The sequence below is a fragment of the Foetidibacter luteolus genome (assembly GCF_009650435.1).
GTDB lineage: Bacteria > Bacteroidota > Bacteroidia > Chitinophagales > Chitinophagaceae > Foetidibacter > Foetidibacter luteolus.
Genome location: NZ_VVIP01000038.1, coordinates 119,541 through 135,125, shown reverse-complemented (window position 1 = coordinate 135,125; position 15,585 = coordinate 119,541). Strand labels below are relative to the sequence as shown.

The window sequence follows — 15,585 nt, the reverse complement described above, 5'->3', positions numbered from 1 at the left end:
TGTTAGGCTCGGGATAACCACCGAAATGGTTAATGAAAAGATTACCCGGCGGCACACCCTGAACAACATGCCGCCTCTACGAGGCTTTGTAAAAAAAGAATTGCGTTTTGTTCCTTATCTACTAACAAGCCGCTCCTACGGAGCTTTGAGCAGAACAACAACCGGCCGGTTACCAGTTGCCGGTTACCGGTCTGTTGAGGTGTAAAAGGCTGATAATCTATTTCGTTGTGGAGGCACAGAAGCAAGAGAGAACAAATTTCTGCCGCTAACATTAAACTTTAAACAAACGAACATTAAACAATCAAAGCCCCATCGGGGCGGCATGTTAGTAGCCATAGCAAACACGAGGTAATGGAGCGCCGTAGGTGCGATATGTTAGGCTCGGGATAACCACCGAAATGGTTAATGAAAAGATTACCCGGCGGCACACCCTGAATAACATGCCGCCTCTACGAGGCTGTGTAAAAAAAGAATTGCGTTTTGACCCTTACCTACTAACATGCCGCTCCTACGGAGCTTTGGCAGAGCGGCAGCCCAATGTCATTAAGTTAAGAAGAAAGACATTGTTTTTGCGCCGTAGGTGCTACAAGTTTGTAGAAATAGCATGCAATAAGGAAATTATGCCGCATAGCGGCTACCCTTAAGCGACGATTGGGTAGCCACTCCGTGGCATCCGTTCATCTAAAATGATGTTGTTTCTACAAACAGGAAGCCCCGATGGGGCTTAACTTAATGACATTGAGCGACAGCCTTCAGCCTGGTTCTATGTTGGCGGTCTGTTATACCGTTTCCCACCATTTTTGAGAAGGATAGCTTTCATTGATCATTACCGGTTCTCCTATAAGGGGCGTAGTAACTTTTACATTTTTTATAGCTGCTTCTTTTAATACCCGCTTCACAGGCTCGTCCCAGGCATGAAGCGCAAGGGCAAATTTTGCCCAATGAACCGGAAGCAGTGCCTTGGCTTTCAGGTCAAGCGTGGCTTGCACTGCTTCTTCGGGCATCATGTGTATATGCCGCCAGGCCTCGTTATACTGGCCGGTTTCAAGAATAGCCAAATCAAAGGGGCCATAGTTACTGCCGATGGTCGCAAAATGGGTATCATAGCCACTGTCTGCACCCACGTAAATTTTGTAACCCTCTGTTTGTACAACGAAAGATGACCATAATGTTTTATAGCGTGTCAACCCTCTGCCAGAGAAATGCCGGGCCGGTGCGCCGGTAACCTGGATGCCGTTTATATGAGCCTCCTGCCACCAGTCCAGCTCTGTAATTTTTTCTTCTTCCATGCCCCAATAAACCAGGTGAGAGGAAACACCCAGTGATGTACATACAGCTTTTGTTTTAGGCAGTAGCTGCATTATGGTAGTATAATCCAGGTGGTCGTAATGATCGTGGGTTATAATGAGCAGGTCTATTGCAGGCAGGTCGTCTGCACTGAATACATTACTTCCCTTAAAGCTTTTGGCAAAAGCAGCGAAAGGGGAGGCGTAACCGCTGAAAACAGGGTCTACAAGAATGTTTTTACCATGAATACTGAGCAGGTAAGAAGAGTGCCCAAACCATACTACGGATGCTTTATTCCCTGGTAGTGTTTTAAGGTTTGTTGTAACCGATGGCAGGGCAGCGGGAGGTACGGTGTTTTTTGGTTTGTTAAAAAATTTCCAGGTAGCTTTCAGCATAGATCCGTTTTCTTCCATTAATCTTGTTACGCTGCTGTTCCGGAAAGCATTATTGTGGTATTGCGGGGATTTTTTAATAAGATCCAAATGCCTGCCGTGTGGTCTTCTCCCAAAAGTTTTAAGTGTCATGTATATGGACATTATCAATTGTCAATATTAGGCTTTTTGACAATGCCTGGAAAATGAACATAGATATCGAAGATTAATTTTCAAAATAGTTGCAACATGAATATGGGTTTAACAAAGCGGGCTTCTTTTTTTTAAGCGGCTGGTGATGCCGGTTCGCCATATAAAATCATTTAATCACCGGCTATTCGCCCTATTCAGTACCAAAACCCTTATTTTTGTTTCTGAGGGATTAAACCGCTAACAGAAAAAACCTGGGCAGATTCTATTCACGCAACGAACACGCCGGTGAAAAGAACCTGTGCATAAACCATCTTAATATGGTTACAACAGAAATAAAATTTCTATTTCAGGGAATTATCTTTACGGCCGCCGCGCATGTGCTACAAGATAATAACGGGCAAAAAGAAATTATTGTGCGCTTCAATACCCGCTACCTCATCAACAACTTTCGCCAGTTTTATAAATTCACACTTTTCAAAGAAAAATTCGCAGCCATTTTTGGCGTGGGCGAATTGGAGTTCGAACTTATTCAGTCTGTACAGAAAGCTATACTGCAAAGCCCGGATTTAAGTAACCCCCCCAAAGATGAGCGGCCGAACAGAGAAAGTAGGGTTCAACTGTTTCAATAACAAACCGGCACGTCTCTTGTAACGGTACTGGCAACTTTATTATTCCAGGTAGCCAGTTATTTTAGTTTCGGGGAATTTTTTATATCCACAGCCATTTCACCGGGTTGTTTAATGCGTTGAAAGTAAAATTCAGCGGCGGATTATAAAAATACTTAATCAAGGTATCTGGCATTCATTCAGTTAAAGTAGTTTGCGTTATCCAGTATGAGAAACCTTTTCCAGAGTTTGTACCTGCTGTTGGCAGGCATTGTTATTATTTGCACTATTGTAAAGTCAATTTACTTCCGCAACGCCGGCCGTAGCGGCGTGGATGATTTTATACAGAGCTTTTTCAGGTGGTACAGCAGCTACCGCATGTACGACACCTCTTCCGAAACAAAACGCCTTTACATGCGCACCAATAACCGTGTTAACATTGTATGGTGGGCTGCACTACTTTCGGCAGTGGCATGCTTTGTTTTTTATAAGTTGGTATTTAAGTAAAGAACTGCTGATACCAGCAAAAACGGATGAAGCTGTCTTCTATTTAATCTATCCCGGTAATGTTGCGGGGGTGTGGCTTTTGTTGCCGCATAGACTGGTGCAGTACAAGAGTGCGACGCAAGGGACGCCTCACAGAAGTTCCTCCTGCCGGGCCCATAAAAAATTTTTCCTTAATAAGTAGTGGCAGACTTTGCGCCGGCATCAGTAAAATTAATGCCGATTATCCTGATAGTGTAAGGAAGCTGGGCTCCCCCTTTTAATTGTTGCTGTTGTTGCTGCTGCTGTTGTAGTGACTGCTGTTGCTGGGCAGGTACAAGCCTGTTTGTTATTTGACCGGCAACTTGCCGCACGCCGCTTTTATAAAAAATGTTGCTGATGTTGTTAAGGATGCTTTGCAGTTCCAATCTTTCAGACTCGGTGTTATAGGTGGCTTCCAACCTTATCTTTTTGTCAGCCTGGCTGTTTAGTTGCTGCGCTGTGGTATTTATCAGGTCAAGGCTGCGCTTGTCTGGCTGAAGCTTTTTATCTAATTCTATGGTGCCCAGCAATATTTCCTGTGCGGCAGGCGAAGCAGCCCTGGTGTACACTATTTTACAGTTGGGCAACGCTTCCTGTAAGCGGCTTATTTCTGCATCGTACAGGCTTGTGGCGCCCAGGTTAAGCTCCTGCAGGTTCTTTAACTGGTAAAACTCGGCAGGTAATGTGGAAGGAGGGTTGGCTGATAAGTCGAGCTTACAAATAACAAGCAGGCTGCCTTCTTTTTTTGCTTCATCCAATGACTTGAAGACACGGTTGCAATCCGGCTTTGGATCTGGGTTTTTAACCGGCTCCGCGGGGTTGTTGCTTTCTGCTGCTGTGGTGGCATTTTCATCCGGCTGTAAGCCTATTACCAGCTCAAAGTAACTTCTTTGAAACGGGTTGTTGGGGGCAGGCGTGCCGTCTTCTATGTCAAGGGGAATATTGCCCCGGCTAACCCGTATATTGAAACCCTTATCGGAAAGAATATCCCCCACGGTTGTTTTGCTAACCGGCGAAATGAAGTTGGTGGCCGAATGAATAGTTGCTTTGAATTTGCCTGACCTGTCCATGCGGAACGCCTTGTCCTGAAACTTGTTGTTCTCTGATGGGGCAAGTGTTGTGCCTGAAACAGGCAAATAAATAACGTTGTTGTTAGCGGGATAATACCAGGTCATCCTGTTAAACCTGTCGCAGTTTGCTTCGGTAACATTATCCGCTTCCGCTTTGGTAGTATATGGGTTTTGGCAAACAGACAATTCAAATGACTGTGCTGTTACATTGCGTACAAAGCACAGCCGGTAGCCCTGGCTGGTGCGTATAGTTATTTTATACATATTACGGCTAAAACATATTTCGCTTATGTTGTAAGTGCCATAGGTACTTACATCGCCGGTGGAATAATAAATCCTTCTTTGCTGCAGGTTAATATTTACCAGCCGGTTGCTGGTGCCGCCGTGCCATATCTCATTAAGCGATGCAGGCAGTGCGTTAATGGCCAATTGTGTGCAGGTGTTAACGGCAATATAAACGTTTAGCTGTTGTGCATTACCCGCTGCAAGAACAGGTTGTATGTTCCTTCCCAAATCCCGGGAAATATTGGCCGCAAGTTCCTGCGCATCTTGTAGCTGTATATCATTGTGGTAAATAATCCGTATGCCGGTATCTGAAAAGTTCTCCGGGATGCTGTTTACGCGGAAACGTGCAGGCAGTGTTTCCGCAATTATACCCGCAAGCTGCTGCGCCGCCGTACTGTTATAATGCATAGTAACAGCTACCACAGATGGTTGCGAAAGCTGCAGGTTGTAAAGGGATGCGTTGAGGCGGAAGCTGTCCCTGGCAACTTCCCTGCCTTCCCCGGTTTGTAAGGTAAAAGGTACAACTGCCGCAGTGTCTGTAACCGTTACATTGCGTAACAAAACTGTGTCGCCATTATTTACTGCGAACCCCAGTGTATCGCCTGCTACTATAAAGCCGGCTTTTAACGCCCCCGAACTTTCTACATTATTGCTGACAATAAATGAAAGGTTAACTGGCAAAGTGTTCTTCCATTGCAGCCAGTTGCTGTAATTGGCTAAAGAAAACCATGCAGCGGCGGCATAAAATATGCCACAGGCCACGCTGTAGATTACAGCTTTTCTTTTTCTTTTTTTGTGTTCGCCGGTAATTTCATCTTCCGCAAACTGAAGGTAATCTTTCAAGGGCATCGTTTCTCCGCTGCCGGGGTTTACGAGCATGTCGTTTTCCCTTTGCGAAAGGTTGTCTGCAACGGCAAGGTCAAGTTGCTGGTGCTCCAGGATTTCCCGTATCATCCGAAGTTCTTCCCTGGTGTGCGGTTGTTGTTCTGAGGCTTTCAGTATAAAATTGTTTACCGCTTCCTGTACGTCAAAATGCCGGCGGATAAGAGAGCCGGGTGATATGCTGTCTCTAATGGCATGCAGTTGTTCCAGCAAAACCCGGCGTGCAGTTAGCTGTACTTCTTTTTCCAGGTGCTGAAGCAGTAGGGTTTTTATAGTGCCGCTGATTACACCGTCATGCAACCAGCTTATACGGGCAAGCTTCAACAGGTTGCTGTAATTAACGAGGGATAATGTTTTTCCTTTACCAGCCCACATTTTTTCCAACGCGTGGCCTATGGCAAGGGTAAGGTTCCAGTCTGGCACCGGGTAAACAGCAAGACTGCAAACCCATTGCAGCAGGTACCGGTTGCCAAGGTATTGCTCCAGGCTTTGCAGGGTATTGAACTGTAAAAACCTGGCTTCATAAGTTTCAGGTACCTGTAACTTATGTTGTGCCTGCACATCAACCTGGCGGTTGATGATCCTTTCAATAACAGGAAATGCATCCGCATCCGCAGGCAGTACCATGAAGTTGAGGGATGTGAGTATTTTTTCCCTTTTATCCCAATCGTTTTTGGCGAAAGGCGTTACCAGTATTTTCGTTTCCCATATTTCAAACCGGTCTTTAAGCCAGGGCCTTGGGTTGTTCTTCAGCGGCTGGAAGAAATTAGCCGCATCACCAAATATAATCAAGGCTGTATTGGGGTAAAGGGCGGCAACCCTTTCAACGGGTATGCGTACCTGGTTAAGCTTGTGGCTGGTAAGGTAAAGAGGTTCTTTATAGTACTCATATACGGTAATGTTAACCTGCTCCGCCAATAGTTTCTCGCAAAGTGTATTGAATAATTGAAACAGGAAACTGCCGGGGTGTTGGTTATCTATAAATACCAGGAATTCTGTTGGCCTGGTAAGCGGGGAAAACTGCAGTTGCGGAAGGCCGCCTGTTTTAAACACCGACAAAATGGTTTTGCGTATGTTGAGTTTAAACAGATCGCTTACCTGTCTCTTCCGCATATTATCTGCGAGATGTTCTATGGCAGGCGACGGATGGATAAGGTGGCTGGTTTGCTGAAATTTAATCTCGTAAGGTTCTTCATCGCCACCCGGCTCAAGCTCAATACCGGGGGATGCCGGTTTAATTCTTTTTGACAGGAAGGCGTACAGCAGCAAGCCTGCTATTATGGGTATAGTCAATATAAACAGCAGGCTGAGAACAATGTTCTTCCAGTTAAAAACCACGGGTATTTGCAGTGTTGCCAGCGGGCTTAAAGCCATTGCTATGGCCGGCGTTTCGGCACGGTATACTACTGAGTCTTCCAGGTGCAGGCTGTTATAATCAACAGTAAGTTTAACGGTAAGTGGTTTGTTGCGCCCGGCGGAGAGTGTGAACTGTTTCCCGTTACCTTGCAATACGCCATCCTTATACCAGTTGTAACGGTATTGGCTGGTATCTGCGGTGGCATTGAAAAAAACGGGGCTGTATTCAACAGTCCGCAACCTGGTATCCTGGCTTACCAGTTCTGTAGTTTGAATAGTTAACTTAACAGGCAGCTCCGCAAGTACAGTGTATGATTCCCTGGCTGAATCAATGACAGCACCCGCCTTGTTTTTTACATATACGGCAACAACCTGTTTACCGGTATCCTCAAAACGGTAAGGCGCCTGCCAGCCTGCAGCCGTGGCGCCGTTACCAAACTGCCAGTAAGCGGTGTGGCTTTCTTTCAGGGAACTATCTACTGTTACGGCAGAGAACAAAATTGTGTCATTAACAAGCATCTCCGCTTTGTTAACTACAATCCTTGGCGGCCCATGTTGAACAGCACCCGGTGAAAAAAGTTTTATTCCCCATATTATGATGGCCGTGAGTATTACAACCGCTGCAATGGGTTTGAAGGGCTTTGCTTTTAGGGCATACCACCACTGTTGTAGTTTTGATGCAACCTGTTCTTTGGTTTCCTGTTCCTTAACTTCATCATAAACCTGTACTATCGCCTTGTCATCCAGTATCACTTTTTCATCCAGCAGGTTGAAAATCTTATGCACCTTTTCCTGCTCCTCTTTGTTCCTGCTTATTACCGGCGTAAGCAGATATTTAAGCCTGGCAAAAGAGCTGCAGTCTTCCTCGCTGGCACGCATGAGTATCCTGCCGATGTCCAGCGCCGCAGCGGTGCTTATTTCCAGCCCTTCGTTGCGCAGCAACTGAACCAGTGTTTGCAGCAAAACGGTTTTATATTGAAGCTGGTTTTCCAATTGGCCAGGTTAATTAGTTCAGGAATATTTTTTTATTACTGCCGCCAGGTCGTTTTTTGTTTTCGCCAGTGTAGAGGCCACTTCCCGCAGTATTTTTTTCTGCTGGTCATCGGTTTTGGTAAAGTCTATTTTACCGGTAAAAAAGTCCTTTTGTTCCAGTGCCTTTACCCAATCCAGCAATTCTGCCGTGGCTGGCTGCTTTTCGTTAATAACGGTTTTTATGTTAATGAATTCGGTTACACATGCGGCCAGGTTGTCGCCAAGATTATCGCTGATGGTATTGAGGCGGGCAGTATCTTTTGTGCCATACATTTCCTGTATATAAGGTTTAATGCGGGCATTTACAATGTTGGTAAGCTCAATGGCCCCGGGGTTAGGAATGTGGTAAAACAGGCAGCGTCTTAAAAAAGCATCGGGCAGGTTTTTTTCAAAGTTGCTGGTCATAAACACCACCACCTGGGCCTTGCTTGCGGCAGGCTTTGCTATTTTCTTGTTCATCAGTTCAGCTATTGAGAATTCCATGTTCTCAATTTCATTCAACAGGTCGTTGGGAAAATCGCGGGGGGCCTTATCTATTTCATCTATCAGCACTACAGAGCTGTAAGGCTGCTGTTTCAGTTCATCAAAACCGGCAAGTTTTTGCAGGTCTCCAAGGTTTGGGTCATCCGCTATTGCCTGGCTGCCATAAGCCTGCAGTATGGCGCTGCCCAGGGCATGCAGCTTAATAAAGGGGTGTGCGTCCGCTACATCCGTTTTGGCTTGCCCATCATTTTCATGTACATACTTTTTTTGAAAATGCCTTACCGCGTCGTAGAAGTAAAATAAGTCTGTTGATGTGCTGGTTGTTTTGGTATTAAAAATAAAGGGGGTTGGCAAAAATGGCGCACAGGTATCTGCATGGTCTGTTTTAGCCAGCATGTCTGCCACTTTAAACGCAAGCTGTGTTTTACCAGTACCAGGGGCGCCGGTAAGCAGTAAAGGCTTGCCCAGCCATATAGCCATTTGTATAGCCGTAGCCAGGCCTTCGTTATGCTCACTGTCCAGTACATAACCGGCGGGCGACTTGTCTGCTTTTGTCTTAATGCTCCTGAGGCTAAAAACTGGTTCGGACATATAGTTTGTGTTTATGAATGATTTAATTTACCGGTTGTTTAAGAGGCTTGCACTACGGGGGCTGCAGCCGCTATTATAACCGAACGATGAACGGATTGCGACGCAACGATGATGCCATGAAAAAATATCGCTGGTATCATAAACCTGCCCTGGCTAACCACTCTTGTTGTACAGTTCGATAATTTTTCTCAGGCCCGGTTCTATCTTCTTAAAATAGCAATCGCCCTGCTCCATGTCTTTAAGGTAAAGGCTTACCAGTTCATCGGTAACTGAGTTGGCTGTTTCTATTTTGTTTTCCCGCAGCCAGCGCCGTATATCGTCTTTTTTAATCTTGCCAAACCTGGGCAGGTTGTTTTCCCACAGCAACTGCTCGGTGTGTTTATTAAACTCTTCTTCGGTTATAAATGTGTTGCTGGTATAGCGCAATATGCCGAAAAAGAAAATGTGCTTACCATTGGCAAATGGCTTGCTGTTGTCGGCCACGGATTGTTTCAGCAAGGCATTTACCGCATCGTATTTCTCGTAAAATTTTTGTATAAACTCGTTAAGCTTCTTGTTTTGCCAGTAAATGCTGTCTATGTACCAGGAGATGGATAGGTAGCGCAGGTTGTGCGCATGCATAAACTCCAGCAGCCCGTCAACAGACACATTGGCCGGATTGGTGAATTTCCATTTTATCTTTTGAAAAATGCCTGCTTTAATGTACTTCTCCACCCGTTCAAAATTTTCTTCGGTATTGGGTATGTCGGGTATAATGTCAACATTCATCCATGTGTTTTCTTCGCCGCTGTCATATTCCATTTCCTTACGGTCAATAAAGTATTCCAGGTTGTCATCGTCATGGCCTTTCAGCAAAAAAAACTGAATGGGGTCTTCGTCAACGGAAATATCAAACTCCTGGCTTTGGGGCACCCTGTCGCACAGCTTAATGGTCTCAAAAGAAATATCGTCTTCTTTGCGCAGGTATTTTTTCAGTCTTGCGGCAGTGTTGTAATCCAGGCTTTCCAATACAAGTTTTGGTATATCTTCCAGTTGCTCAAAGTAAATAGTTTGTAATTGCAGGTTGTTTATTTCTTTTTTCCAGCGGGTAATGTCATCGCCGTTGTCTGTGCATACAGCAGGGTTTTTCATCAAAATAATCCGCTCAATACCATGGCCCTGCTGCTTGCGCCATAATGCCCGTTCATATTCGCAGTAAGTAAAAGATTTTATGGTATCAATGCCGGTATCATCCTTTACTTTAGAGCCGTAATTTTCTCCCAGTATTAATATGTAAAAGCCGCAGTTGTCAACATCTTCCAGGCATTTGTCCAGCACTTTTCTATCGGCGCCGCGATAAAATTCCATGGCAGTTATCCTGTACAGGTAGCTGCGTTGCTGAATTTGCTGTATAATCTTTTCCCTTATGTCTTTAAATTCCATATAGGGAGAAGACAGGTAAACAACCATTTCATCTGCCATAAGAATGAATTGATTGTCAATATAAAAAAATATTCATTCATTTACAATCCGTGGTTACTGGATTAACATAAGCGCTTATCCAGTGGGGGCCTTTGCATCATTTATGGGAATTTTTTTATGGACCCGGCGGCAGGAACATCTATGAGGCTTTGGTTGTGTCACTCACTTGTACGCCTTGTCCGCTATTCTGCATAGTGTAACAGGCTTTAATTAATCAAATTGTTTTGGGTTAATCTCTGTGCCTGCTCCAGTCAACCATTTGCTTTTCGCTTGTAATACCTGCTGGCTATAAAAGCAATAGGCAAACCAATACAGATAATCAATACCAACACGGCCTGCACGGCCCTGGCGGCGTCAAAGGGCACAGGGCTTGTTTTACTAAGCGGCACTATCAGCAGGTTCATTACAGCCCATACAAAAATGCCGTAGATAACAGCACTGGTAAAAATGTTTTGCCGCAGCAGTTTTGTTTTAGGATATAGCCAGAAATAAAGCAGCGTAAAACCCGTAGCAATCATGTAATGGAACAAAGTGCCCCAAACCGGCATCATGGGATCGCCGGAAAAAGCGGCTTTGCCAAAAACGCCGCTGGCAATAAACTGCAATACAATAACAGGGCTTTTACCTGTAGCGGATGTAAACATGATGATAGCTGCCAGAATGTCTAAGGTGCCGGCCAGCAAAGCCGCGCCAGCGATGGCCGTAATAGCCGTAGTGGATACCGGTGTGTTCATGGCAATAATTGTTGCGGTTAAGGTAACTTAATTTTTTTGTAAGCGGCATCTTTAACAATCACTCCTCACATAACATTTCAATTGCGTTTTTTATAAAGCTCCAGCGTTGCTGCACTGTGCCGGTGGGCACTATTGCAGGTTGGTATCCATAGTGGTTAATAACATTGGCCACCATGTGTATGGCTGGGGAAGTTCGAAACAGCCGGGTAGGAGAGGGCGGATACACAGAACAGCAGGGCTTCTATATGGTGGGAAAAGCCGCGTAGCGAACCAAACGTACAAGAGTGCGACGCAACGGCAGCTTCATAGCAGTTCATGCAGCCGGGCCCATAATTATTCTTTCTCAAAGGATATGGGCCTAATCTTCCGCCACCAGTTGTATACCGGTTTTGGTAAACACAATCCGGCGTTGCTTATACAAATTGCCCGTAGCCATTTTAAAGGTTTTTTTACTCATGGCAAAAAAACTGTAGATGTCGTCGGGGTCAGATTTATCATTATAAGGCAGGTAGCCATTATTTTCGTTGAGGAGCCTTAAAACCTTGCCGGTTTCATCTTCCACCCGCTGGTAGCCGGGCTTGCCAATCAGCACGTCAATCTTATTGTCTGGGTTTATCTTTTTTATAAAGCCCTGTAATTGGTCGCCGATGGCAATATCGCGGAACACTTCATTAAAATGCAGTACGCCGGTATGCAGGTTGTTAATTATGACAAAATAGCCAATATCGGTACGGCGGTACACCAGCAGGTTTACCTGGTCCATTTCTTTAACAGGAAGGTTATCGTTGTTAAGAAAACGCTCTACTTTTTCAGTAGCCGCAATGCGGCCTGTCTGCTCATCAATATAAATTTTAACCAGGTACTTTTTGCCGGGGTGCATGCCGGTTACCTGCTGAGATTTTGCAACAAAAATGTCTTTCATCAGCCCCCAGTCCATAAAAGCTCCCTGGGGCGTAACGGATACCGCTTTCAGCATCACGATATCACCCACAACACCGGCCGGCTTTTGCGTGGTGGCTATTAACCTGCCCTCAGATTCATGGTAAATAAACACCTCCAGCCTGTCCCCCTTTTTTGTTCCTTCGGGTACAAACCTTTTGGGCAGCAGTATGCCTTTGTCACCATCATCCAGGTACACCCCAAAATCAACCATGCGTATAACTTCCAGTGTATTATAACGGCCAACATTAACCATAGAAAACTTTCCGTATTAATTAAACGGGCTGCTAAGATAGCCTGAACCGGCCACATCTGTTGGCGGCGGCGCATTTTACTGTGCAACAGGTGTTTTGGCAGGTGTGGAGCCGCGCTGCACAAAACTGGCCTGCACCTGTATTTTTTGAAGAGGTTCTGCAGCTTCTTTTTTAGTAAGGTGGGACAGGAGAAGGTTCATCGCTGTATGGGCAATATCTTCCACCGGCTGCCGTATGGAAGTAATGCCGGGCGGATAAAGGCCGAATATTTCGTGATCGTCAAAACAAATGACCGCTATGTCTGAAGGTATTTGCAGGCCGGCATTTTTAATGGCCTGCAGGCCGCTTACGCCCAGGTAATTGGTAGCGAAAAAAACAGCGTCCATTTTTTTATTGTTTAACAGGTAGGCTGTTATGGCGTTGATTACTTCTTCTTTTTGCAGTTGGTAACCCAGTTTAAGCACCAGTTTTTTATCCTGCTTAAGCTTGTGCAGCTTCAGCGTTTCCGTATAGCCCCGCCAGCGTTCTTTAAGCTGCACCAGGTCAAGGTCAACCGAAACAAACCCTATGTTTTTGTAACCATTGGCAATAAGATGTTCCATGCCGCTTTTTACGCCCTCGTAATTATCCACCAATACGTAAGGTATGTTTATACCCGGCAGGTAACCATCCATCATTACAACGGGTTTGCCGTGCTGCACCAGTTCCTGCACATCTTTTTCTATGCCGTTAACCGGCGTTATCAGGTAGCCATCCACAAGCTGGTGAGACAGCATATCAATCATGCCGCGGGCTTTGTCAACATTGTTTTCCGTACTGCAATACACAATACGGTAGCCATGTTTTTCCGCTTCGGCTTCAATTACGCGGGCCAGTGCCCCAAAGAAAGCCCCGCCGATGCTCTCCACTATCAGTCCAATGATCTTTGACTGCCCGGTGCGCAGGCTTACCGCTACCGCGTTGGGTTTGTAACCGTATTTTTTGGTAGTAGCCAGAATTTTTTTGGCTATGGCCGCGCTGATGCGCATTTCCTTGGCCCTGCCATTTAGCACAAACGAAACTGTAGTGGGCGAAGTGCCGGTTAGTCTGGCTATATCTTTTATAGATATTTTTTTCATGTGCTGCGGAGGAAGTTCTGGTTTAGATAACTCGTTATGCTGCCTGTGAATATACAGGATTGGGCAAAGAAATTTTAGAAACGCAGGGGAAAAGATATTTTTAAACCAATATCAGCTATTTTACGCCGCCTGCTGCAATGCCGAATGCTTTACTTTTACGGCCTTATCAATTTAGCTTAACGGTATGAAAAATATGTTTACGCGTAGCCTGGTGCTTGCATCTCTTTTACTAACCATTTCTGCTTATGGGCAAATTGACAGTGCCCAACTGCAGCAATGGAGAAACCAAAAGTATTCCATGTTTATTCACTTCGGCGCTATTTACTCGCAACTGGGCGGCGTATGGGATGGCAGGGAAATATCCAAGGGGCTTAGCGAACAGATACAGGCACATGCAGGCATTTACAGCGATACCTACGCGGATGTGGCAAAAACCTTTAACCCCGCTAAATGGAGCCCCGACAGTATTGCCCTGCTGGCTAAAAATGCCGGCATGCGCAGCATTGTAATTACCTCCAAACACCACGATGGCTTTGCTATGTTCAATACTGCCACAACCGGTTTTAATGTGGTAGATGCCACGCCTTATCACAAAGACATACTGAAGGAGGTTGCCGAAGCCTGTGCCCGCCATGGCCTGCGCTTTGGCATTTATTTCTCGCTTATTGACTGGCATTATCCGGCGGCCATGCCCATATCCAGCCACAACTCAGATAGTATTACCGCCCAACACCACGAATACAACAAACAGCAAATTACAGAACTGTTAAGCAACTACGGCCCGGTATCAGAGCTTTGGTTTGACATGGGCTCCATGAGCGTTGAACAAAGCCGCGACATGCGCAACCTGGTACACCGCCTGCAACCCAATTGCATGATTGGCAGCCGCATTGGTAACGATATGGGCGATTTTATGGTAATGGGCGATAACCAGGAGCCTGATTACACTATAGGTGTGCCCTGGCAAAGCCCGGCTTCTTTTTTTGACGAAACCTGGGGCTACCGTAGCTGGCAGAAAAGGGTTAGTGAAGAAGAGAAAGTGAAAGAAAAACTTACCAGCCTTATACGTGTGGCCAGCAGGGGTGGCAACTTTCTGCTGAACATTGGGCCCAGGGGGGATGGCTCAGTAGTTGAATATGAACGTGATGTATTACTTAAGATTGGCGCCTGGCTGCAGCAAAACAGCGAGGCTGTTTACGACACCAGGCCAGATCCTTTTCATGTTAGCTTTAACTGGGGCAGTATTACCAGCCAGGATAACAAACTGTACCTGCACGTAATGCAACAACCGGAAAATAATCTAATTACTTTGCCGGGTGTAAAAACAAAAGCGGTAAAAGCATACGAATTAAACGGCGCCGGCAACTACACGGCCACCCTTGCAAAAGAAGCGGTTACTATAGAACTGCCTGCGTCTTTTTCTGTGGCTGACGGATATAAAGTAGTTGTTTTGGATTTTCCAGGTGGTTACACCGTTCCCCCCGCCAATATTATACCTGTTGATAAAAGCATCGCCCTCAATAACGATAACGCCTTTAAGTCGTTCAGTAATTCCGGCATTGATTACAACACGCGGTACACCAGTACCATTAAGCAGAGTTATACATTGCTGGCTGCAAAAAATAACAGTTATACCCCGGCGCTGTATTATACCGAAGAAGAAAAAGGAAAGTCGCTTGAACTGGAGCTTGGCGAGCACACCGAAACCATAACGCTGGACAATGACGCACCCTTACCGTTGAACAACAGTACGGGCACGCTGCAATATGGGCCGTTATACCTGCAGGGCCCTTTGTACTCCGGGCTTGATGGTACGCATGCCAGCCTTTCCAACATCAATGTAAATGCGCCCTGGCCAAAAGAAAACGGTAACGCCTGGCAACAAAAACAGGATTGGAAAACCGGCGCCACTTACACTTTGCCTGCGGGCTTAACCACTGCTTACTATGTGTTGCAGGAAATTAATACCGCTGCCGCACAGCCTTTACTGGTGCGCATTACCAGCGGCGATGGGCTAATGGTTTTCCTTAACGGCAAACAACTGTTCATTCAAAATAACCCGTTTAAAAAAGAAAGTGTTGATCATGTATTGCTGTTAAACCTGCAGGCCGGCAACAACCAGTTGGCAGTAAAACTTTTCAATAATTTCCACGGGCAAATACCTTTTGCTATAGACTATAACATACCGCAGCATATCTACCGTAAAGTATTGCCGGTTGTGCAGCTTCAAAAGAACAGTTATTATCCCGTAAGCTGGAGGCTGCATCAACCCTTTACACCCCACCAGGATATGGGGCTGCCTAACCTTGTATTTAAGCTGGAGAAATAGGCCGGGCATTTTTATGGGACCAGCGGCGGTATTTCATGGCGACTTCGTTGTGTCACTCACTTGTACTTACGTTTTTCATGGCGGCTTTTAAGCGGGTATTAAATATTTTC

At 45.6% G+C, this 15,585-nt stretch carries 11 protein-coding genes; 4 read left to right on the top strand and 7 right to left on the bottom strand.

What is annotated here, in order from left to right; all coding sequences use genetic code 11:
• A partial coding sequence (locus F0364_RS28910; protein ID WP_207632625.1) for a hypothetical protein occupies positions 1-205 on the top strand: 205 nt, incomplete at its 5' end.
• A 574-nt stretch (positions 206-779) separates the two neighbouring features.
• On the opposite strand, the gene F0364_RS11655 is transcribed toward F0364_RS28910, so the two are convergent.
• Complete coding sequence (locus F0364_RS11655; RefSeq protein ID WP_153797958.1) at positions 780-1,811, bottom strand: MBL fold metallo-hydrolase; 1,032 nt, start codon at positions 1,809-1,811, stop codon at positions 780-782.
• Between the two features lie 317 nt (positions 1,812-2,128).
• On the opposite strand from F0364_RS11655, the gene F0364_RS11650 reads away from it, so the two are divergent.
• Entirely contained in the window at positions 2,129-2,440 is a 312-nt protein-coding gene (locus F0364_RS11650) for a hypothetical protein (RefSeq protein ID WP_153797957.1), read from the top strand.
• A gap of 204 nt (positions 2,441-2,644) precedes the next feature.
• Positions 2,645-2,923 carry a hypothetical protein gene (locus F0364_RS11645; protein WP_153797956.1) on the top strand — a complete coding sequence of 93 codons (279 nt, stop codon included), beginning with the start codon at positions 2,645-2,647 and terminating at the stop codon, positions 2,921-2,923.
• Positions 2,924-3,093: 170 nt separating this feature from the next.
• On the opposite strand, the gene F0364_RS11640 is transcribed toward F0364_RS11645, so the two are convergent.
• From F0364_RS11640 to F0364_RS11615, 6 genes are all read right to left on the bottom strand, one after another.
• Complete coding sequence (locus F0364_RS11640) at positions 3,094-7,527, bottom strand: hypothetical protein (protein WP_153797955.1); 4,434 nt, start codon at positions 7,525-7,527, stop codon at positions 3,094-3,096.
• A gap of 18 nt (positions 7,528-7,545) precedes the next feature.
• On the bottom strand, positions 7,546-8,640 hold the full coding sequence (locus tag F0364_RS11635; RefSeq protein WP_153797954.1) for an AAA family ATPase: 1,095 nt from the start codon (positions 8,638-8,640) through the stop codon (positions 7,546-7,548).
• A 153-nt stretch (positions 8,641-8,793) separates the two neighbouring features.
• On the bottom strand, positions 8,794-10,101 hold the full coding sequence (locus tag F0364_RS11630; protein ID WP_153797953.1) for a DUF4062 domain-containing protein: 1,308 nt from the start codon (positions 10,099-10,101) through the stop codon (positions 8,794-8,796).
• 251 nt (positions 10,102-10,352) lie between these two features.
• Positions 10,353-10,835 carry a hypothetical protein gene (locus F0364_RS11625; protein ID WP_153797952.1) on the bottom strand — a complete coding sequence of 161 codons (483 nt, stop codon included), beginning with the start codon at positions 10,833-10,835 and terminating at the stop codon, positions 10,353-10,355.
• A 358-nt stretch (positions 10,836-11,193) separates the two neighbouring features.
• Positions 11,194-12,030, bottom strand: a complete 837-nt coding sequence (locus F0364_RS11620) for a CvfB family protein (protein ID WP_153797951.1) — start codon at positions 12,028-12,030, stop codon at positions 11,194-11,196.
• A 75-nt stretch (positions 12,031-12,105) separates the two neighbouring features.
• Positions 12,106-13,146 carry a LacI family DNA-binding transcriptional regulator gene (locus tag F0364_RS11615; protein ID WP_153797950.1) on the bottom strand — a complete coding sequence of 347 codons (1,041 nt, stop codon included), beginning with the start codon at positions 13,144-13,146 and terminating at the stop codon, positions 12,106-12,108.
• A 184-nt stretch (positions 13,147-13,330) separates the two neighbouring features.
• Here F0364_RS11615 and F0364_RS11610 point away from each other — a divergent pair, with 184 nt between their 5' ends.
• Positions 13,331-15,475, top strand: a complete 2,145-nt coding sequence (locus F0364_RS11610; protein ID WP_153797949.1) for an alpha-L-fucosidase — start codon at positions 13,331-13,333, stop codon at positions 15,473-15,475.
• Positions 15,476-15,585: the final 110 nt, after the last annotated feature.

Excerpts from the sequence above, each read along its gene's own strand:
- F0364_RS11655 (WP_153797958.1), bottom strand. The coding sequence starts at position 1,811 with ATGACACTTAAAACTTTTGGGAGAAGACCACACGGCAGGCATTTGGAT.
- F0364_RS11650 (WP_153797957.1), top strand. The coding sequence starts at position 2,129 with ATGGTTACAACAGAAATAAAATTTCTATTTCAGGGAATTATCTTTACG.
- F0364_RS11645 (WP_153797956.1), top strand. The coding sequence starts at position 2,645 with ATGAGAAACCTTTTCCAGAGTTTGTACCTGCTGTTGGCAGGCATTGTT.
- F0364_RS11635 (WP_153797954.1), bottom strand. The coding sequence starts at position 8,640 with ATGTCCGAACCAGTTTTTAGCCTCAGGAGCATTAAGACAAAAGCAGAC.
- F0364_RS11630 (WP_153797953.1), bottom strand. The coding sequence starts at position 10,101 with ATGGCAGATGAAATGGTTGTTTACCTGTCTTCTCCCTATATGGAATTT.
- F0364_RS11625 (WP_153797952.1), bottom strand. The coding sequence starts at position 10,835 with ATGAACACACCGGTATCCACTACGGCTATTACGGCCATCGCTGGCGCG.
- F0364_RS11620 (WP_153797951.1), bottom strand. The coding sequence starts at position 12,030 with ATGGTTAATGTTGGCCGTTATAATACACTGGAAGTTATACGCATGGTT.
- F0364_RS11615 (WP_153797950.1), bottom strand. The coding sequence starts at position 13,146 with ATGAAAAAAATATCTATAAAAGATATAGCCAGACTAACCGGCACTTCG.
- F0364_RS11610 (WP_153797949.1), top strand. The coding sequence starts at position 13,331 with ATGAAAAATATGTTTACGCGTAGCCTGGTGCTTGCATCTCTTTTACTA.